Below are 19,504 nucleotides of genomic sequence, written 5' to 3'. Positions count from 1 at the left end.
AGATGTCCGACAATCTAATGATGGGCTATGGCGTGCAAAACGCCTTCTATTCCAAAGACAGTTTACCGAAGCGAAGTTTCAATCTGTAAAGGAAAATGCCGCCCAAGGTTGCGTAAGCATTGCTTCTGGGCAATGAGTTTAGACTATTCTGTGCCGTAATTCCTATTGGGGTACGAAACCTCGGGAAAAATCTTGATTTGTTGACCACAGTCGTGAGGGTTCTTGTAAGATAGACTATTGCTCAAGCAAAGTGTCCATTAAGACCCCCAAACAACAAATTAATCAGGTATAGTCTGACAAAGTAAATTCTTGCTTACTTCAACCTTATGGATAAGTAAGTATAAGGTAAATTTTGTGTCTAAAGTTGCAGCTATCCCCAATGGTGAAATCTATTAACAATATTATTGAGGTAGATAAGATGCGCCGTAGTGTGTCTTTACAAGTTCTGCCCTCTGCTGAGAATAATGAAGCGATTAATGTCTGGTTGAAGTTATACAGATCACTTTTAGATAAATGTAGGTATACTTCTCTAGAATTGGCTGTGCGATCGGCTGCCCTGAAAGCTTATCCCATAGCAAATTTTCGCACTGCCAATTCTGTTAGGCTTGGCAGTAGTGAAAACAATAAAGAACAGTGCCCTAGTATTGTGGCACTGTCAAACTAAAGTTGACTCTTAGGTGAATAACACCTAAAAAAGTCGTTTATCTACCCTTTGACAAATCCAATGACACTTGATAATAACCAAGGACTTAACTATAAAAATTCCCAATCTACGGGACAGCCGGGGTTCTCTCTGGCAGTTAACTCGACCAATCCCTTTAATAACTCTGGGTTGAACTTCGGACAAAATCACGATAATAAGAAGATTTCTCCGGAAAATAGCCGAATTGGCGAAATTGTTCCTGGCCGGGTTGCTAACATTAAAGTGATTGGTGTAGGTGGTGGCGGTGGCAATGCCGTTAACCGCATGATCGAATCTGATGTCTCTGGGGTAGAGTTTTGGTCAATTAACACTGATGCCCAAGCTCTTACCTTAGCTGGCGCTCCCAGTAGATTGCAAATTGGACAGAAGCTAACACGGGGTTTAGGAGCAGGTGGTAATCCTGCCATTGGTCAAAAGGCAGCTGAGGAATCACGAGACGAAATTGCTACAGCTTTGGAGGGTGCAGACCTAGTATTTATCACTGCTGGAATGGGGGGTGGTACTGGGACAGGTGCAGCCCCGATTGTGGCAGAAGTAGCAAAGGAAATGGGCGCTCTGACTGTTGGTGTGGTAACACGTCCATTTGTCTTTGAGGGACGCCGCCGTACCAGCCAAGCGGAAGAAGGTATTCAAGGACTAAAAAGTAGAGTAGATACACTGATCATTATCCCCAACAACAAACTGCTGGAAGTGATCCCCGAACAAACACCTGTGCAAGAAGCTTTTCGTTATGCAGATGATGTACTGCGTCAAGGGGTGCAAGGTATTTCTGATATCATCACGATCCCCGGATTGGTAAACGTTGACTTTGCTGATGTTCGAGCGGTGATGGCAGATGCGGGATCGGCATTGATGGGAATTGGCGTTAGCTCTGGAAAATCTAGAGCCAGAGAAGCTGCGATCGCAGCTATTTCTTCACCATTACTAGAATGTTCTATTGAAGGTGCCAGAGGGGTTGTCTTTAATATTACAGGTGGTACAGACCTAACTTTGCATGAAGTAAATGCAGCAGCAGAAGCAATCTATGAAGTAGTTGATCCCAACGCCAATATTATTTTTGGGGCTGTAATTGATGACAGACTCCAAGGTGAGGTAAGAATTACTGTAATTGCCACCGGATTTACAGGTGAAGTGCAAGCTGTGCAACAACAAAGCGTGCCTAACGTTCGAGTAGCACCTAATACCTCGAAGCGACCAACAACACAGCAACCCGCAGTTAATCCCCCAACCTCAACTTCAACTCCAAGTTCAACTCCAACTCCAACTCCAATTCCAGAACCAAAAGAAAAACCTGGATTGGATATACCTGATTTCTTAAGAAACCGAGGTAGACCAAGGAATTAAAAGATTTTGGATTTGAAACTTCGTCGTGAGCGCTACTTCGACCCAACGACTTGCTCAGGGCAACGCACGCTCAGTACAAGTCAGTCGAACGATTTTAGATTAAATTAGCAGTCTCAGATTAGGCTGAATGCTGTATAAAATCTGCTAGTTTCAGGGTTTTACTAAGGGCAGGGGTAAGCAATGTGTTGCCATCCCCGATCTTGCTAATGGGTAAAAAACTCGTTAACGTTACTTTATAGAAATAGAATGAACTTGGGCAGGAGTCTGCTGGCTCACATGTCCAGCTTTGCTTTTGGAACAAATAAACAAGAATATCTGCCCGACTACAGATGCGACACCCAATAGCCCGTCGTACTCATCGCTACATCTACCCCTGCGATTCATTAAACTCATATTCGGGAGAAGTAAGTATATTTACTTAAATTAAGTTGCGTGGGCGAGTTACCCACGTAAGCGTCCGAAGGAAGTCTGTTTCCTGAAAAATAGGACACTAAGCAAAAAATAAATGTAAATTATTTTTTGCTTTTTAATTTCTGTTCAATCCATTGAATAACCTGATGGCCAAGGTGAGTCCCATCTAGGCGATCAATCTCACGAATTCCGGTAGGACTAGTGACATTAACTTCAGTTAGATAGCCACCAATAACATCAATCCCCACAAAAATTAAACCGTCTTGGCATAACCGTTCGGCTACTTGGGTACAAATTTCATCCTCTCTTGGGGTAATTTCGGTTTGAGCGACTGTGCCACCAGTGGCCATATTATTGCGAAAATCAGTTCCGCTAGAGAGGCGATTGAGCGCACCAATTGGTTCGCCATTGAGTAAGATAATTCGCTTATCTCCTTCTTTTGCCTCCGGTAAATAGGTTTGCACCATTACAGGCACTCGGCCTTGGAGGGTACTGAGTTCGACAATAGAGTTAAAATTGCGATCGCTTGGTTGCAAAAATAAAATTCCTTCGCCAGCTTTGTTACCCAGTGGTTTGAGAACCGCAGCTCCCTTTGCTTCGACAAATTGCCGGATAAACTGCTTATCAGCACTGACAATCGTTTCTGGAATCGCTTTAGTAAACTGGAGGGCGTACATTTTTTCATTTGCCCCTCGGATGCCGCTAGGACTGTTAATTACTAGGGTTTTATTTTGGTCAATGTAATCCAGAATATAGGTAGCATAGAGGTAGGAATCATTGACAGGTGGATCTGTCCGCATAAATACGGCATCCATTGTCTCTAAAGAAGTTAAGCAGGAATCGCTCAACTTATACCAAGGATTTACTGCTATCCAGCGTCCTTCCACCAACTGCACTGGTACAAGTTCGACTCGCTGTAGGACAGCCCAAGCTTTGCTCTCCACCACACTCAGCAGATTTGCCTGAGTCACCCAAACTTCGTGTCCCAGGATTTGCGCTGCTTCAATTAGGGCAACACTGGTATCATGACACGGGTCAAGCAGATGGATGGGATCAATGATAAAAGCCAGTTTCACCCTTTATACCTCAATCACCAAGAAATTAAATGGTTATTCAATTATTATCTCTTGATGCTCTCACCAATTGACGTATATATGTACTGCTGAGTGGAACCTGGCAGGTAAAGTCTTGTAGACAGATGTGGCTTTTGTGAGAAAAAAGTCTCTAAACAAGGCAACGCGTAGCTCTCCAGAGTTGTAGCGACTGCCGTGTATAGCGGCTTGTCGCTAGCTTCTAGCAATATTTTCTGAAACTACACGCTCTTGCTAGAAGTTAGTAGCTCATCTAGCTTGCCTTGACTGTCTAAAGCGTGGATATCATCACAACCACCAATATGATCATCATTGATGAAAATTTGCGGTAAAGAACGGCGTCCATTTGCTCTTTGAGCCATTTTATTTCTGGCTGCCTCATCTCCATCAATGCTGTATTCGATAAATTCAACGCCCTTGTTCTTCAGCAAACTTTTGGCACGAATGCAAAACGGGCAAGTTCTCCAAGTGTAAATTTCTACTTTTGCAGCCATAATGTCCTCAAATTGATTTCATGCTTCTTAATTTTAGAACTTTGCCACTGACTGTAGCTCCTCTATCCCGTTTTGACCTGATCTTTAAAAGTCGCTAACTGGGTTTACGATGCTTGATGAGGGTGAGTTCACCGAAGAGGCAGGGGGGAAGGGAGCAGGGAGCAGGGGGAGTAAGCCCTTCCAAGAACTGCGTGGAGCAGAGCGAAACACGGGTACGAAGCCCCGTCCTTCTTTGTCCGCTTGAACGCAAGCCGCGAGTACAAGCTCCGTCTGGTGTCTTTCCCCCAGCAAAGCGCCCCCTGCTCCCTTGCCTCTTTTGACTAGAACCCCATGATTTAAAAATCCCACGGCTATAAGCCGTGGGAGTGTCCAATAAATTAGTAATATAATGTTTTAATGTATGGTTAATAAATAAATTTTATAGTATTGAGGGAGACAGACCTGATCCCATGAGGAGATGCATCTGGTGTCTCCCAGTAAAGCTTCTAGGCGACTGTTATTGAAGCTGATACTAAAGGTTTTTTCTTGGCTACTTTCAGCGCACCCACAGCAAATATGCCAAGGGCAACTACTGTAGTAGGCTCAGGCACTTGTTTAGGTGGTGGTGGTGGGGGTGTGTAGTAAGGTGCTTGTCCTTTGAGTTTGCTACTTCCGTTACGATTGTTTCCAGAACCGACACTCATTAACCGCACTCCAAAGTTTTGCTGAGAAAACTGAGCCAACGTTAAAGCTTTGGAACTATGGGATAGGGTAAAGATGGTAGATTGAATGTCGCCTTTTCCTTGACCTATACCTTCTTGACCAATTTCTACTCCAGCATCAAAGGAGCCGCCACCACCGTTTAGATTGTTACTACCGCTACCAACAGAGTTAATTGTTCCAGCAGGTCCAAATTGTTTGTTTGTTACATCTGTACCTACTACTTGCAGACCACTGAGAAGCGTATCGTCGAAAATGTTGAAGAAAACACCACGGATGTCAGCAATTGTGTTGCTGCCAGTGGATAAATAATTTACTTTAAACTGAACTTTGCCAGACCCTGCTATTGCGTCATCCAAAGTAAACTTCACCTGAGTATCCGCACCGGTGAAGTCATTGATAGTGAAACTCATTGAAGCGGCATTAGCAGGGGCAAAAACAGAAGGTGATATCACAACAGCAGTAGCAGCTAAGAAGGAAGGTATTGCTGCCGTGGAAAATGGATGTTTCATGTTAATCAATGTTTGCAAAACAAAATGGTAAGATTCAGTTGCTAATGATGGGAATTTTGCTGTTTGCTATCCATGTAAAATCAGATGCATCCAGTGACAGCCTTTTATAACTTTAGAGATTCAATTAGAAGTTGTCTATAATACCAGCCTTAGTTCAAAAAGACTTTATTTTTGGCTTTATATAATAAAAAACCCAGTAGCAATACTGAGTTTGGTTAAAATTAGAAATTATTTAAATAACAGTATTTACCGAGAGTCAACGGCATATTCAATCAGCTTGGCAAGACGCTGGCGTAACGTTTCTAATCCCAAACGCTGACTCGCAGAAATAAACACCGCTAGGGGGAATTCTTCTCTAGCCAAAGCTAGTGTCTCACTATTGGCTTGATCAATCTTGTTAAAAATAACTAGCGCCGGGCCAGGAGTTATTGGCATTTGCGCCAAGATTTCTCTAACTGAGCGAATATGACGCAACCAAGCGGGGTGAGACAAATCCACCAAATGTAGTAGGGCATCGGCTTCTGTGACTTCCTCTAAGGTGGCACGGAAGGCATCCATTAACGATGCAGGTAATTCGTGTATGAACCCTACTGTATCTGTAATCAGAATTTCTTGAGGTTTATCAGCTTCGCCATGAGGAATTACCAGGCGGCGGGTGGTGGGATCGAGAGTGGCAAATAGCTGGTCGGCTGTATAAACTTCTGCGTTAGTGAGAGCATTCAGCAAAGTGGACTTGCCAGCGTTGGTATATCCAACCAAAGCCACTGAGGGAACTTCTCGATGCTGTCGTCGCTGCCGTAACCGCGAACGATGGGCTTGCAATTGGTCTACTTCTTTTTGCAGTCGGGAAATGCGCTGCCCAATGGCACGGCGTTCAGTTTCCAGTTTGGTTTCACCAGGCCCACGAGTCCCAATACCACCACCCAATCGGGACATGGTGCGACCTCTACCAGCGAGTCGCGGTTGCATGTATTCTAACTGTGCTAGTTCTACTTGCAACTTACCGGCACGGGACTGAGCGCGTTGAGCAAAAATATCCAAAATTACTTCGGTACGATCAACCACTCGGATACCAATTTGCATTTCTAAGTTGCGGACTTGGGAGGGTGAGAGGTCGCGGTTAAAGACGACGAGATTGACTCCTAGTGTTTGGGCAGTTAGGGCAATTTCTTGCACCTTACCTTCGCCAACTACTGTCTGGGGATGAATGCGCGATCGCTTTTGTTGTATTGTCTGTAATACATCTCCCCCAGCAGTATCAACTAAACGTGCCAATTCTACTAGAGTGTCTTGGAATTGTAGGGGAGTTATTTCACTGGTCATTAGCCCCACAATTAGCACGCGATCGTGGTCAGAATCTACTTCCTGGGCGACAAATTCGCGCTGGAATTCTGCTTCCAGATTTTCTACCAAGTCTACTAAATCTTGGTCTGCCAGATCATCCAAGCCCAGAGGTGGCGATATATTCCAACTTGGGGATTGAATTTGGCTCTCTTCTACTTTCAAAGTAGCAGGACTAGTAATCAGCGTGCGAGATTCTTGGGGTATCAGATGAGCTAGATAAGCTTCTTTGACATACCCAGTCGCACCGCCTCCCCGTCGTGTAAATCCTGTTCCGGTAATATTTAGGACAACTAGGGCATCTAAGCGTTGCAGTGCCATAGCTGTGAGTGCCGCTTCATTGGGCGGTTCTGGCTTGAGATGGGTGGCGATGCAACGAATACCACTGAGTCGTTCTGCACCGTAACGGGGCAATTCCAGGGGCGGTATTTGTGTTTGACGCGGTGTGCCTACCCCGACGCGAATCACTTGTCCGCGACGGTTGACGTAGGCGCACACAGGCTGATTGACTTCTGTGCTAATTGCTGCCAGACGCTGGGAAAACTCGGACGTGGTGATGCGATCGCCCGGTATACGCTGGTGATACAGCCGCTGTAGTTGCTTCAGCTGGCTGGACTTCAAACCTTGGAGATTTCCAAAAATAGTCTCTATAGGCGTTTATGACCAGTTAAATGGCCCCCCGAATCCTTATATGTCTATTTTACAACAGGGTTTAGGCTCCTATCTCTCTCCTTTGAGGGATGCGTTAGTAATTAGTTCACAGAGTTATTGATTTGAAGCTATTTTGGTGGTTTTTAGTTGAGTGCAATAGAGACCTAACCCCCAACCCCTTCCCTACAAGGGAAGGGGAGTAAGATTCAAATATATTATTTTCAAGCATTCGCTAAATCAGATACAAGTTCCTCTTGTGTTAAATCAATCATCGCCACACCATAACGGTGTAAATTAAGTAAAAAATTTACCCTATCTATACCTGCTAACTGTGCAGCTAAACCAGAAGAAATGCGTTTCATTTCAAATAGTTTAACTGCCATCGCCATTTTTGCTTCTTGTTCAAACTGTTCTCGCGTTTGCTGTAAGGCATCTGGTAAAGTTTCTGGATAGTCAATTTTAAGTTGTGACATGATTTTTATCAGGGCGATCGCATTTAATTTTCAGTCGTCATAAAGTCCTTCATCTTCCGGTGTGTAGCCGTTTAAAAAAGCCTCATGGCTGCGGATGCTTTTGAGTTCTTCCATATAAATTATGTTGTCATTCTCGGTTTGCCAGTCTTCACCATCTAAAACTGAGAATTCTGTTAATTCCGGGTCGTTTAAAAAATCTTCGGCTGTAGCGGCGATCAAAGGTTCTAGTATTTTGTGACGTTCTGCCAAAGATAGGCTAGCAATTTCTTTGAGAGATAGCTGTTTTTGCTCTTGGAGGTTTTCTGACATTTGATTTGTGTTCCTGAAGATGGGTTGAATTTATATTTAGTAATTTATCTATCGGCATCGCTTTTGGTTTAAGTTGTTATTTCATCTGGAAATGTGACGGCGATCGCTACTAATAGATCACTCAAGATTAACGAAATAGTAGACACTGATAGCATTATTTTTAAATCAGCGTCTCAAAATAATCAACTTTAACAAGATTTTAAAAGAATTAATTAGCTTGGGGAAAATTTTTACTATTATTAAGAGTATTTTGCATATGAATACAATAATTATCCTACTTTTAGAGAAATCAGGGTCGTTTCTCACAGCTTGCTCAAAGGAATTGATCGCTTTTTTATAATGTCCTAACTTTCGTAGTATATGGCTCCTTTCGTACCAAGCATAGTGGTAATCAGGTTTAAATTTCAGTGCTTGGTCGTAGGATGCGATCGCTTCTTCATTGCGTCCTAATTTGCCTAGCGCAATGCCCCGATTGTTCCAAGCTTCGTGGTCATCTGGTTTAAATTTCAGTGCTTGGTCGTAGGATGCGATCGCTTCTTCATTGCGTCCTAATTTGCCTAGCACATAGCCCCGATTGTTCCAAGCATAGTGGTCATCTGGTTTAAATTTCAGTGCTTGGTCGTAGGATGCGATCGCTTCTTTATAGCGTCCTAAATTATCTAGCACATAGCCCCGATTGTACCAAGCATAGTGGTAATCTGGTTTAAATTTTAGTGCTTGGTCGTAGGATGCGATCGCTTCTTTATAGCGTCCTAAATTATCTAGCGCATAGCCCCGATTGTACCAAGCATAGTGGTAATCTGGTTTAAATTTCAGTGCTTGGTCGTAGGATGCGATCGCTTCTTCAGTGCGTCCTAAATTTCTTAGCGCATTGCCGCGATTGTTCCAAGCATAGTGGTCATCTGGTTTAAATTTCAGTGCTTGGTCGTAGGATGCGATCGCTTCTTCAGTGCGTCCTAAATTTCTTAGCGCATTGCCGCGATTGTACCAAGCATAGTGGTAATCTGGTTTAAATTTCAGTGCTTGGTCGTAGGATGCGATCGCAGCTTCAAATTCGTCAGCAGAATCTAACAACCTGCCCAGTTCAAACAGTAAATTTGCTTTACGACTCTGCGGTTGATGTTTTTCGGTCAGCAAGTCTTGAATTTCTAGGACTTTTTCAATTTTTTGTTCAGGGCTAAGTTTCAAATATTCCTCATAATCGGCTTCATCTATTAGACGATTTGATTCTTGTTCTACTACTTCTGGCGTTGTCGGTAATTCAAAGACCCCAGAACGCCAATCAAAAAAATCTGGGGCGCGGTGAATAAAATAGTTTATCGAAAATGAACGCAAAAGAAAAACAAAGCTAATGGTAAAGTCATCTCTAAAGCGTTCTCGCTGTTGGTTTAAGTGATTTAAAATATGCGGAACACTGGTTAAATTGCTAAATTGTCCTTCTGTAATTTCCCCAAAATTTCTTTTCTCATACTTGTATAAAGAATATTCCAGACCTTTTATCAATAAAATATCAATTTGCTTATCTTTAATAAACTCTGCTACTGGCTGATATAAATTATCTATTGCCTCAACCAAACGTAAAACTGCAATCTTCTTCTGCGGAATCTCCTGGGGAAGTTTGACAATAAACTTGTCTGCTTCCCCAGGTGTACATTGGACAAAAAACAAACCAAATCCTGATTTTCGCTTCAGTGCGCGAAGTAAGTCTTGATAAGCTTCTTCTGGTTCTGGGGGTAAATCATCATCCCAATCACTTAAATTTGGGTTCATGAAAGTTTCGCTACGGCTTCTTTAAATTCTGGAATTCCTTGAATCAATGGATGAATATCATACCAACGTTGCATCTCTCCATCATCATCCAAATAACGGTATTCTAAAAGACTGCGATTATACATCAAGCTCCGATACAAGTCATCATTAATAATCCGCTTAGAACAAGACACTTCTGCTAACAGACACCATTGATGATTTTCCACAGCGCGGCGATAAGTATCTCTAGCTTGAGTAATTGCTCGTCGCACCGCGTTTTCTGAAACAGGTAATTCTTCAGTGCGTCCAATGGCGTCTTGAGTTAACAATAGCAAATTCCTCACATGACCTCCACTCATTAAACAAAGTCTGTCTAAGGTTTGGGAACTATCGAAAATTTCCTTCTCTAGTGATAGTTCGGGTGCAATTTGCCGGACTCGTTTGTTAATTACTTCCTTAACTTTCTTCAGTCCTGGCTGGTAAACTTCCCCTTTGAGAGTGTTTACCATAATCATCGGCAAAATTTGGGGGTCGCCGTAGATATCTCTGAGGTCTGTTGCCCTTGTAGAATAGACCATTGAAATGGGGACAGTATAAATCAAATGGCAATCTAAAGCTTGGAGTTGTTCGCTGCGGTCTAAAAAGACTTCCTCATAGTTGGTGCGATCTCCGTCTTTGACTAACACCATCCGGTCTAAATTATCGACGATTACCGCCAGTTGAGTTTTACCCGTAGGTAAGTTCTTTTTTGCATCCGCTAGAAACTCATTTAACACCTCAATTAAAGTGACTGTGTAAGGATCAATTTTTTGGCGAATCTTTTGGCGTAATTCAGGAACAGCTCTTAAATTTGCGGTCAACTTGGCGAATTGAGCAACTTGGGCTTCTACTTCCAGACTCTCAAACTCTAGGGTAGTCAGCGCCAAATCTTTTAAATCTACCCAACGACTTTTTAACCAGTCGAGTATCGGACGAGGACTAGCAATTTTTTTTAAATCTTTGAGCAAACGGCGGGTACAGGCGAGGAGTATATCTGTATATTGGGCATCTTCAGAATCAATATCCTCTTCATCAGCCGCAAAATAGACCACATAAAATTGCCGATTTTCTAAATACTTCTTTAACCTGAGTAATTCTGTAGACTTCCCTGCACCCCGATGACCAGAATACAATTGGCAAGTATTTGTATCTGCTAGTCGCATTCGATTTCCCAACTCTTGCAAAATATCCGCATCTCCCCGCACATCCTGACAATCTACATATTTTGGATCACCTGCGGGTAAGGGTTCAAAGGGGTTAAAGGCGTTGTAGAGGTTTGCAAGTAAGTCATCATTATTAGGCATAGGTAAAAAATATAGGAATGATGCTCATAATAATCGAGATTATAGAGAATTAAGGTGGATTCATCCAGTTCAAAGACTCATTAACGGAGATAAAAGGTGGATTCATCCAGTTCAAAGACTCGTTAACGGAGATAAAAGGTGGATTCATCCAGTTCAAAGACTCGTTAACGGAGATAAAAGGTGGATTCATCCAGTTCAAAGACTCATTAACGGAGATAAAAGGTGGATTCATCCAGTTCAAAGACTCATTAACGGAGATAAAAGGTGGATTCATCCAGTTCAAAGACTCGTCAACTAATTGAGCATCGATTCAGTTATCAAAAACCTAACCCCCCAGCCTCCTTCCCTACTAGGGAAGGGCAGAATGGTTTCATACGAAAAAAGAAAAATACATAAGTCTTGATTTCTCTAGGACTTACGCAAAATATCTCTCAAACTCTGATTTCTCCGTGTCGCGCCAGCTGCTACCCTGCGGGAACGCTAAGAGCGAACAAGTCGGGGAACCGCAAGGGCGCACTGGCTTCTCTGCGCCTCTGCGGTAGCCTGCGGCAAGCCACTTCGTGTCTACGTTACTCCGTAACTCGTGCGTAAGTCCTATTCTCGTTTTGTGACATAGGTTTTTACCCCTCTCCAAACCTCTCCCCGTTGGCGTCAGCCTGCCGTTAGGCAAGCGGAGAGAGGCTTTGAAACCCAGTTTTAGTTTTTCTGTGGTTGTATGAAATCACCCTGAAACTCCCCTCTTTGAAACAAAGAGGGGTTGGGGGAGAGGTTCTTTTAGGATTACTGAATTGGTGTTCTAGATAGGAAAATCTCTACTTCCCTGTTCTGACAAAAGAGAAACTGGGGTTAGAGTTTTTCGCCAACGCTTCACTGCTGTTTGTAATTCCCCTGACAACCAGCTATCAAATTGCGGATAAACTGGCAAACGAGACACCAATTCCCACCCCGCAGGCTGTAAAATTTCTCTTAATGCTTGTTCTTGAACATGAGGATAATCGGGATTCACTTCATCTTTTGGCCCTATTCCACCCAAGTCTCTAGCACCAGCTTCAATACATGCGAGTAACCATAGGTCATCTTTAACTAAATTCGGCGGAATTTGAATAGTAATATCTGGCGGTAAAATCTGACGCGCCTTAAAAATGACTTCTGGTAAATGATGAGGGTTAAAAGGTGGTGCATCAAAGGTTTGCTGATGTCCAGGACTATGAGGTTGTAGGATAACTTCTTGAACGTGATGGTAACGTTGGTGCAAATCAGATATAGCTTCCAAGGTTTCCCACCAATCATTTACAGTTTCCCCAATTCCCAACAGCAAGCCCGTTGTAAAGGGAATTTGCAACTCTCCCGCCCATTGCAATTGTTGTAAACGAATTTCTGGTAATTTACTCGGTGCGTGCCGATGTACACTATTTAACAATGTTGGCGTTAACTGTTCCAACATCAGCCCCATCGAAACATTTACACGCTTGAGCTTTTGCATTTCCTCAAAACTTAATGGCCCCGCATTTGTATGCGGTAAAAACCCTATTGAAAACGCTAACTCGCACAAATCATAAATCCGCCCAAACCACGCCTGACGCCTTGGCGAATGGGGATGCACTTCACCACTGAGGATGAGGATTTCACAGACATTTTGGCTTTGAAGTGGCTTTAAAATACTTTCTGCATCTGAAATACTCATCCAGGGACTTTTACCCGGTTCGCTGCGAAAGTTGCAGTAACTACAGCGATTAAAGCACTCGTAAGTAGGAACGATTGTATAAGCAGGGCTGTAGGTGACAAGACGAGAATTATTAATTGGCATAAGCAGGATAATCTAAAAGAATGTCTTGTTCAAACTATATAGATTACTGGGTGACTGTTGCTGCCATTTGCCATGATATTAGATAAACAAGAACTATTTTGCTTTGTAAATTTTTGGTAACTGCCACCAACAAACATTGGGATATTGGTGATGTTCTTCGTGGTAGCCAAAATGATAGCATGTGATAAATGACCACCAAATAGGACGGCTAATTGTTTTGGCACAATGAGGCTGTACATAACCTCCCATTGGTTCACTATGAGGTAAAAAAGTCCCGAAATAGAATAATTGTAATGAACTTAAAAGCGAGGGTAGCACCCAAAAGTAAGTTAGATTATCAATTGGTATATGAAGTATGTATTTAGCAAAGTTATAAATAATAGTCAACGCAATTATTTGTCCCCAACTCCAGTAACCTTTCATAAAATGAAAATACCAAGCAAAGAAATTTTGGTGTTTACCATTATGAAAATCCGGGTCTATTTTACTTGCAGGATTGTGGTGGTGTAACCAATGTTTTTTCAGTAGTTTTTGATATGGCAAAAGGCCATAAAGAGATAAGGTCAATGTTCCAATAAAATGATTAATCTTGCAATTCTGGGGAAATACTACCCCATGCATGGCATCATGAGATGTAATAAATAATCCCGTATATAAAAATGTCTGCCAAAGTATAACAGGCAATAACATCCAAAATTTTAGCTTGGAGATGTCAAGGGAAAGTAATAAACTCAGGCTAATAACCCATGCGCTAACAATAACAATAGCAATGAAAAGCCCTTTAAACTCAGATTTACTTTTCACTACTGGAGTCCGTTTTGTTTGATGACTGGGTGGTTGTTCTAACTGGATCACGCTTTTACTCCGCCTAGCATTCAGGTGAAAATTTCAAAAATAAAATATAGTCATGGCAAAAACAACTAACCGAGAAAATCTGTTAGTGGTCAATTTTTTGCACTGACCAATGCCACTGCTGGAAAATATATAGAAATATTAAGATACTTTAACTAGTATTACACAAGCAACTGCTATTCTAAAAACTGTTTTCGGTTAAAAGGTTGGGTGATATGAGTGGGGACACTGTTGAACCTGGTATTTACAATAACCAGCGTCTTATCTTTGATCCTTTGTTAACAGTCTGTAACAAAGACAGTCAATATTAACGGGGAGTATAGGAAATGAGTGCGGCTACATACTGCACTAGGCTGTAGCCGTTCCCAAACTAGGTAAACTAGAAAACCAATCATACCTAAGCGATCGCTCCAAAATTCAGGCTGAGGTGTCAGCACAAGTTCAGCAGCATTGCAATTTTTGCCATTGTATGCAGTTTCAGTTTTATCACTAAGATAAATTGCCATTATTAAGTTAATTTAAGAAGTTCATTACATTATTCATATTACTTAACTTAGCAATTTGACGCTATCTGTCTCTAGTTTCAAAGTAGAAGCAACTCTAAAGAATGAGATTTTAAGGAGTTTAGGAAATATTTATCTAACAAAAGTTCAATAATAGCTTTTCCTAGCCTATAAAGCAGAGGTATTTTTACGAAACAACTACTAACAATAACTTGTAATATCATTAAAAAACTATTTTGGATATGAGAAAAGATATGAGAAAAAATCTAACAAAAGTTAGAAGGTTTCTAGAGTGTTATTAACCGGACAAATAAATAGTAAATAGGTTTTTCAAACTTCAAGTATGACTCCTACGGTACTGATTACAGGTGCGATGCTTGGTTGGGCGAATTTCTCGCAAGCTTTGTATCGCTTGTTCCCCGGTTTAACATTTTTGAGGGGTTTAAGTCCCTCGCTTCTAACAAGCGACAAGTTTTGTGGTGGGGTTAAAATCCCCAGACGCTCTCGAAGAGACGCTGCGCGAACGCGGACTCGCTAACGCAACTCTTAGAGACGCACTCGCGTTCGCTAATGCAAAACAAAATTTACGAATTACGAATTACGAATTACGAATTATTTAATAAAGTGGGTTTCCCGGCAAGGGTTGAAAAATTAGGATAATTAATTTTTGCTACCAGCACATTCTGCTATTGCGGCTCACATTCTCGTTTCGTTACATAATGACGATAGCGAAACATAGCTTCTAGTTGCACTTGCACTAACCAACCACTGACAAATTCAACTGTTCCTCCACCAGGCATAGAGAAGGAAATAGCGTCAGTCAGCCTAGTTTTGCCAGCTTCCGGTTCAAATTCATGTCGATGTACCCAAGATTCAAAGGGGCCAGATATCTGTTCGTCGGTAAATAGGCGATATTTTTCACATTCAGTATGACGCGCTAACCAAGTTAAGGGTAATGGGCCGAGAAACAGGCGAAATTCTGTGATAGCGCCCACGTTCAATCCCCCCTCACGACGAACCACTTGGACTGGCTGCCAAGGTGGATTCAGCAGTTGCAAAATATCTGCCCTTTCGTGAAATTTCCAAACTACTTCTGATGGGGCATTAATTACTGAGGAATGTTTAAAGTGCAGCATGGAAAGAAAAACCTAAAATTCAACTTTCGGATTCTGTATCAATCTCGATATCTAGGGTATCTTCATCAACCCGCACATACAAAATATTTGGGTTACAGCAAACTTGACAATCTTCAACGTAGGATTGCTGTCCTCCAGCACTCAAGTCAATAAAAGTTAAGTTCGGTTCGCCGCAATAGGCGCAGTAATACTCGGCTGTGTTTTGCATCAAGTTTTCAGCTATGAATTCAATGGCTGTAGTTCCTTGGGGGATGGGTTAATATAACTCTGAGCTTCAGCCAAATGCTTTAGTAGTGTAGACTGTGGCAGAGGCCCTTGCAAGTGGCTCCAGGGTAATACTTGTTCTGTTGACCATTCGGCGTGGACGTAGAAATCTAAATCGGGGATTTGTCCTTTGAGTTGTTTGAAAGCACGTTTGTAGCTACCCAAGGAGTCTCCAAAGTCACGAGTCAGTTGGAGGAGTTGGGACACTCTGCGATCGCCTCTTGATAACAAAGCCTGTATAATCGACCAATTATAGCTTTCTGGGCGAAACTCTATCCCCTGTGGTTTTAGCTGCTTTTGCAAAAACTGCAACCGCTTTTCGGCTTGGCGATTCACCCCAAACCATTGAAACGGTGTGTGTGCTTTGGGTACAAAGGTGCTGCATCCGTATGTTAACCGCAATCCCGGCGCAGCTTTTTTGATATTACGCATCATCGCCACGGTTTGTTCTAAATCCTCTGTTTCTTCACCGGGAATTCCTGCCATTCCGTAGAGTTTCAAGCTTTTTAATCCGCCAGCTTTGGCATTTACGGCCGCTTGGATAATTTCGTCGTTATGCAGCTTTTTGTTGATGATTTGGCGGATTTTCTCAGAACCACTCTCTACTGCAATGGTAAGCGATCGCGTGTCTCGTTTCGTCAAAGTTTCTGCTAGCTGCACTGTTACGGTATTGGTTCGCACTGAGGCAATACTGAGACGGAGATCATCGTACTTTGGCTGACTAATATAATCTAGCAAAGTCTCAAATTCTGGATGCTGAGTTACAGAAGCTCCCAATAATCCTAGCCGATTTGTGACTTCTAAACCTCTTTCTATGGCAGGAATTAATGAACCTTCAAGACTGGCTGTTCTAAAAGGCAGTGTGAGATAACTCGCCAAACAAAAGCGGCACATTTCTGGACAACTTCTCACCACTTCCACCATGTAAATATTTTCCCAGGCGGCTTTTTCGGTGACTACAGTCGATGCCGATAGAGTATTTCCCCGATAAGTTTGCTTTTGCACCACTGCAGGAATTTCGGGATAAATTGGTTTAATTGACTTTACTGCACCATCTATGCTGTGATATTCGACTTCATACAAACTGGGTACATAAATTCCTGGGATTTGTGCAAGTCTTTTTAGTTGAGTTTGTCTAGAAGCATTTCTAACTTCTTTGTACGCCTCAATGAAATTTCCCAGGAGGTTTTCGCCATCCCCCAGTAAAATTACATCAAAAAAATCTGCAAAAGGTTCGGGATTCGCTGTGAGAACGGGCCCACCACCAAAAATTATCGGATGAGAATCATCACGAGAAGTTGCCAGAATGGGAATTTCTAAAGATTCCAGCAAATTTAAAATATTTACATAATCCAGTTCCCAGGATATTGAAAATCCGACTATTTCCGGGGTTCTGGGGAGTTGTTCGTGAGTATCTGTAAACAGGCGACTCACTTGCACATCATCACGCATTGCCAAAGTTGCCCAAACTACCTGATAGCCCAGGCTAGTGATACCTACGCTGTACTCATTGGGAAAGGCAAAAATGATGGGGATAGCGTCGGTGTCTGGGGTGGCGGGGGTGAAAAGGAGGCGTTCAGAGGTAAATACAGATGATGTCACAGGTGTTTCTTAGGGGTGTTTGAATAATGGAGTCTCATAGAATTCGCGCCTACACAGGCAAAACCACTTTTGCTTCTCTTTTCTATGAGATGCTACGCTAACGTGGGTTTTATTTAGTCCGCGCAGGCTGACGATAGTTTGTGTAGCCGCGATTTATAGTCGCCAGGGCTTCTTTATCTATATTTAATTTTAAGCCATAGAATTATCAAGTTAAAAAACAATGTCACGCTATTAGCAAGAATAATTGGCAAGGCTTGGAGATAAATTCCGTAGATTAACCACAAAAAAACACCAATTATGAATGTAATCAGCGTCACCATAGAAACATCTTTTGCTGATTTTGTTCGCCACGTTTTAAACATCTGTGGCAAAAAAGAGATTGTGGTTATTGTGGCAGCCACTAATCCTAGAATTGTCAGAAAATCCATTGCGATGCAAACCTATAAAATAAACTTTTCATTGCTTAAAAAAGTTATAAACTGATTTTTATAATACTGGATTAATGTCTTCGATATTACATTGTAACGTGAGGTAGAAAGTGGAAAAAATAAAAAGGGAAAAGAGTTTAACTCTTTTCCCTAATCATTAAAGGATATGTGATTGACACTAGGAAAACCTATCAATTAATTCTTCACGGGATAACTGCAACAGTAAAGGCGTAAACTCTTCTGGTGGTAACGTCAATAAAGGTTCAATAATTGCTTGAAGTTCATTATCTATTTCACCAAAGCGAACTTTGAGCAAGTTTTCCACCACCAAGCGTTCTCCCTGCTGAATTCCTTGTTGTTTAGCCTGTTCTCGGTCTTGTTGGTAAAGTGGTGCTAATCGCATAAGTAATTCCCTATCTTCCTCGTCTTGATTTTGAGTGACTTGTAAGTTTTGTTGCAAGTTGTACAGCAATTCTAACGCTGCTTTTCGGAAAGGATTATCAGGAGTAAGCGCTTCTAGTTCGTCAATTGCTTGCTTTTGAACGTTCCCTCTACCGATGATTCTCAGCCACAAGGTTTCTGAGATAGGAGGCAACTGATGAATTGCTACTATCGCGGTACGCAAATATTCTGGCATGAAGTAGATTCCAGGCAGGTAGTCATTTTTTGGGTTAGCACCAAATCCTGACAGATGAATAATTATGAGGATCAAGACTAGCGACTTAGCCCACCCTAACCACCACAAACCGCATAACCCTTTGATTCCCTGTAGCGATCGCTGTGGGGAATTGTCATTTATGGGATTATCTCGGTAGAATTGAGTTAAACAGTATTTACAGTAAAAATATGTACACAAAAACAACACGTAATTTAGTAGGTAAGAACAGTAAATTAAACGTCAGTTCATACCCTACAATAAGCAATAACAATTTCCCAGATAGGAATACCAGAGTGTACGCAATTGCTTTTGATATGGATATTGAACTGCTACGACAGTCCTATGGCGACCCATATAACAATGCTTATGGTGAGATTAAAAAAGTACTGACTTCACACGGTTTTACTAGACAGCAAGGTAGCGTTTACTTTGGAAATGAAAATGTAAATGCTGTTACTTGTGTGCTAGCAGTTCAAGATTTAGCTAAACAATTAGTATGGTTTCCTGTAGCAGTAAGAGATATCAGAATGCTAAGGATTGAAGAAAATAACGACCTATTACCCGCAGTTCAAGTAAACTTACCCAGTGAAAACTGACGACGGTCAACAATTTTAATAGAGCTTCAATCCCTGCCACTGAACGGTAGGGATTTTTTATGTTTAAAAAATTTATTATAAATAATGTCGTCTAACTGATTGTCATTTCTAAATATTTATGATTTTTTTGCAGACCTTTTTTTGTTACCTTAAAACCAAAATTTTCATAAAAACGATAAGCATCTCTGTTTTCCTCATAAACTGCTAGACTGTATGGTTGACAACATCGACAACGCCGCCGCCGCTCCCAATACCTGATCGTCAGACACTTCTAGATATCTCTGCAACTGTTCTAGGTTGCGATGCCCGGATATCTCCTCAATAACTCTCAGTGGGATGCCAGCGTTACTCATCTGGGTTAGCGATCGCCTTTGAAAAAACTTTGCGATTTACTGAAGTGTTTTAACCGATTTTCTGACTCTTTAGCCATGTTGATAGTAGATGCGCTCGCACTTAGTTCAATGTGTTATCCATTACTATAATAATACCAATAAAAAAGGGCGAGTAAAATACCCACCCCACAAGAATAAATATTTTC

21 protein-coding genes and 1 pseudogene are annotated in these 19,504 nt (G+C 41.8%); 4 read left to right on the top strand and 18 right to left on the bottom strand.

Annotated features, from left to right (window positions below; translation table 11 throughout):
• Window positions 1-379: 379 nt before the first annotated feature.
• Together LC653_RS20730 and ftsZ are read left to right on the top strand one after the other, a co-directional pair.
• On the top strand, window positions 380-664 hold the full coding sequence (locus tag LC653_RS20730; protein ID WP_229489791.1) for a hypothetical protein: 285 nt from the start codon (window positions 380-382) through the stop codon (window positions 662-664).
• Window positions 665-724: 60 nt separating this feature from the next.
• On the top strand, window positions 725-2,047 hold the full coding sequence (gene ftsZ, locus LC653_RS20725) for a cell division protein FtsZ (protein ID WP_229496675.1): 1,323 nt from the start codon (window positions 725-727) through the stop codon (window positions 2,045-2,047).
• Window positions 2,048-2,559: 512 nt separating this feature from the next.
• Here ftsZ and gshB read toward each other — a convergent pair.
• The 16 genes from gshB to LC653_RS20645 form a co-directional block, all read right to left on the bottom strand.
• Window positions 2,560-3,534: a glutathione synthase gene (gene gshB, locus LC653_RS20720; RefSeq protein ID WP_229496673.1), complete on the bottom strand. Its 975-nt coding sequence runs from the start codon at window positions 3,532-3,534 to the stop codon at window positions 2,560-2,562.
• A 236-nt stretch (window positions 3,535-3,770) separates the two neighbouring features.
• Complete coding sequence (grxC, locus tag LC653_RS20715; protein WP_100900687.1) at window positions 3,771-4,043, bottom strand: glutaredoxin 3; 273 nt, start codon at window positions 4,041-4,043, stop codon at window positions 3,771-3,773.
• Between the two features lie 485 nt (window positions 4,044-4,528).
• Window positions 4,529-5,254 carry a PEP-CTERM sorting domain-containing protein gene (locus LC653_RS20710; protein ID WP_229496671.1) on the bottom strand — a complete coding sequence of 242 codons (726 nt, stop codon included), beginning with the start codon at window positions 5,252-5,254 and terminating at the stop codon, window positions 4,529-4,531.
• 246 nt (window positions 5,255-5,500) lie between these two features.
• The gene (gene hflX / locus LC653_RS20705) at window positions 5,501-7,246 is read right to left on the bottom strand and encodes a GTPase HflX (RefSeq protein WP_229496699.1); all 1,746 of its coding nucleotides are present in this window, start codon (window positions 7,244-7,246) and stop codon (window positions 5,501-5,503) included.
• 221 nt (window positions 7,247-7,467) lie between these two features.
• Window positions 7,468-7,722, bottom strand: coding sequence for a UPF0175 family protein (locus tag LC653_RS20700; RefSeq protein ID WP_229496698.1), 255 nt, complete (start codon window positions 7,720-7,722; stop codon window positions 7,468-7,470).
• Between the two features lie 27 nt (window positions 7,723-7,749).
• The gene (locus LC653_RS20695; protein ID WP_229496670.1) at window positions 7,750-8,028 is read right to left on the bottom strand and encodes a hypothetical protein; all 279 of its coding nucleotides are present in this window, start codon (window positions 8,026-8,028) and stop codon (window positions 7,750-7,752) included.
• 165 nt (window positions 8,029-8,193) lie between these two features.
• Window positions 8,194-9,798 carry a tetratricopeptide repeat protein gene (locus LC653_RS20690; RefSeq protein WP_229496668.1) on the bottom strand — a complete coding sequence of 535 codons (1,605 nt, stop codon included), beginning with the start codon at window positions 9,796-9,798 and terminating at the stop codon, window positions 8,194-8,196.
• Window positions 9,795-11,120, bottom strand: a complete 1,326-nt coding sequence (locus LC653_RS20685; protein WP_229496666.1) for a P-loop NTPase family protein — start codon at window positions 11,118-11,120, stop codon at window positions 9,795-9,797. The genes LC653_RS20690 and LC653_RS20685 overlap by 4 nt, the downstream gene beginning before the upstream one ends.
• A 49-nt stretch (window positions 11,121-11,169) precedes the next feature.
• Window positions 11,170-11,394: a hypothetical protein gene (locus LC653_RS20680; protein ID WP_229496665.1), complete on the bottom strand. Its 225-nt coding sequence runs from the start codon at window positions 11,392-11,394 to the stop codon at window positions 11,170-11,172.
• Window positions 11,395-11,916: 522 nt separating this feature from the next.
• Window positions 11,917-12,927 carry a 7,8-didemethyl-8-hydroxy-5-deazariboflavin synthase subunit CofG gene (gene cofG / locus LC653_RS20675; protein ID WP_229496663.1) on the bottom strand — a complete coding sequence of 337 codons (1,011 nt, stop codon included), beginning with the start codon at window positions 12,925-12,927 and terminating at the stop codon, window positions 11,917-11,919.
• A 93-nt stretch (window positions 12,928-13,020) separates the two neighbouring features.
• Complete coding sequence (crtW, locus tag LC653_RS20670) at window positions 13,021-13,782, bottom strand: beta-carotene ketolase CrtW (protein WP_229496661.1); 762 nt, start codon at window positions 13,780-13,782, stop codon at window positions 13,021-13,023.
• 275 nt (window positions 13,783-14,057) lie between these two features.
• The gene (locus LC653_RS20665) at window positions 14,058-14,285 is read right to left on the bottom strand and encodes a high light inducible protein (RefSeq protein ID WP_308189111.1); all 228 of its coding nucleotides are present in this window, start codon (window positions 14,283-14,285) and stop codon (window positions 14,058-14,060) included.
• A 683-nt stretch (window positions 14,286-14,968) separates the two neighbouring features.
• Window positions 14,969-15,418, bottom strand: a complete 450-nt coding sequence (locus LC653_RS20660) for an SRPBCC family protein (RefSeq protein WP_229496659.1) — start codon at window positions 15,416-15,418, stop codon at window positions 14,969-14,971.
• Between the two features lie 19 nt (window positions 15,419-15,437).
• Entirely contained in the window at window positions 15,438-15,626 is a 189-nt protein-coding gene (locus LC653_RS20655; RefSeq protein WP_012411100.1) for a CPXCG motif-containing cysteine-rich protein, read from the bottom strand.
• An 11-nt stretch (window positions 15,627-15,637) separates the two neighbouring features.
• On the bottom strand, window positions 15,638-17,284 hold the full coding sequence (locus LC653_RS20650; protein WP_229496657.1) for a B12-binding domain-containing radical SAM protein: 1,647 nt from the start codon (window positions 17,282-17,284) through the stop codon (window positions 15,638-15,640).
• 173 nt (window positions 17,285-17,457) lie between these two features.
• The gene (locus LC653_RS20645; RefSeq protein ID WP_229496697.1) at window positions 17,458-17,655 is read right to left on the bottom strand and encodes a SemiSWEET transporter; all 198 of its coding nucleotides are present in this window, start codon (window positions 17,653-17,655) and stop codon (window positions 17,458-17,460) included.
• On the opposite strand from LC653_RS20645, the gene LC653_RS20640 reads away from it, so the two are divergent.
• Entirely contained in the window at window positions 17,582-17,767 is a 186-nt protein-coding gene (locus LC653_RS20640; RefSeq protein WP_229496702.1) for a hypothetical protein, read from the top strand. The genes LC653_RS20645 and LC653_RS20640 overlap by 74 nt on opposite strands.
• A gap of 123 nt (window positions 17,768-17,890) precedes the next feature.
• On the opposite strand, the gene LC653_RS20635 is transcribed toward LC653_RS20640, so the two are convergent.
• Window positions 17,891-18,568 (bottom strand): RpnC/YadD family protein, encoded by a 678-nt coding sequence (locus tag LC653_RS20635; RefSeq protein ID WP_308189110.1) that lies wholly within the window; start codon window positions 18,566-18,568, stop codon window positions 17,891-17,893.
• A 95-nt stretch (window positions 18,569-18,663) separates the two neighbouring features.
• On the opposite strand from LC653_RS20635, the gene LC653_RS20630 reads away from it, so the two are divergent.
• On the top strand, window positions 18,664-18,966 hold the full coding sequence (locus LC653_RS20630) for a virulence protein (protein ID WP_229496655.1): 303 nt from the start codon (window positions 18,664-18,666) through the stop codon (window positions 18,964-18,966).
• Between the two features lie 194 nt (window positions 18,967-19,160).
• Here the strand turns inward: LC653_RS20630 and LC653_RS20625 are convergent.
• A pseudogene (locus LC653_RS20625) lies at window positions 19,161-19,343 on the bottom strand (tyrosine-type recombinase/integrase); the annotation flags it as partial.
• Window positions 19,344-19,504 lie beyond the last annotated feature (161 nt).

It is taken from the genome of Nostoc mirabile CHAB5784 (assembly GCF_020829645.1).
Classification (GTDB): Bacteria; Cyanobacteriota; Cyanobacteriia; order Cyanobacteriales; family Nostocaceae; genus Nostoc; species Nostoc mirabile.
Note: the sequence above shows the minus strand (reverse complement) of the source record. Positions and strands in the feature narration are given on the sequence as shown.

Bases quoted from the DNA above. Each gene is read 5' to 3' on its own strand.
- ftsZ (WP_229496675.1), top strand. From the start codon at position 725: ATGACACTTGATAATAACCAAGGACTTAACTATAAAAATTCCCAATCT.
- LC653_RS20685 (WP_229496666.1), bottom strand. From the start codon at position 11,120: ATGCCTAATAATGATGACTTACTTGCAAACCTCTACAACGCCTTTAAC.
- LC653_RS20640 (WP_229496702.1), top strand. From the start codon at position 17,582: ATGAATGTAATCAGCGTCACCATAGAAACATCTTTTGCTGATTTTGTT.
- LC653_RS20710 (WP_229496671.1), bottom strand. From the start codon at position 5,254: ATGAAACATCCATTTTCCACGGCAGCAATACCTTCCTTCTTAGCTGCT.
- LC653_RS20680 (WP_229496665.1), bottom strand. From the start codon at position 11,394: ATGAATCCACCTTTTATCTCCGTTAATGAGTCTTTGAACTGGATGAAT.
- grxC (WP_100900687.1), bottom strand. From the start codon at position 4,043: ATGGCTGCAAAAGTAGAAATTTACACTTGGAGAACTTGCCCGTTTTGC.
- LC653_RS20695 (WP_229496670.1), bottom strand. From the start codon at position 8,028: ATGTCAGAAAACCTCCAAGAGCAAAAACAGCTATCTCTCAAAGAAATT.
- LC653_RS20660 (WP_229496659.1), bottom strand. From the start codon at position 15,418: ATGCTGCACTTTAAACATTCCTCAGTAATTAATGCCCCATCAGAAGTA.
- LC653_RS20730 (WP_229489791.1), top strand. From the start codon at position 380: ATGGTGAAATCTATTAACAATATTATTGAGGTAGATAAGATGCGCCGT.
- LC653_RS20665 (WP_308189111.1), bottom strand. From the start codon at position 14,285: ATGGCAATTTATCTTAGTGATAAAACTGAAACTGCATACAATGGCAAA.
- LC653_RS20655 (WP_012411100.1), bottom strand. From the start codon at position 15,626: ATGCAAAACACAGCCGAGTATTACTGCGCCTATTGCGGCGAACCGAAC.
- LC653_RS20690 (WP_229496668.1), bottom strand. From the start codon at position 9,798: ATGAACCCAAATTTAAGTGATTGGGATGATGATTTACCCCCAGAACCA.
- cofG (WP_229496663.1), bottom strand. From the start codon at position 12,927: ATGCCAATTAATAATTCTCGTCTTGTCACCTACAGCCCTGCTTATACA.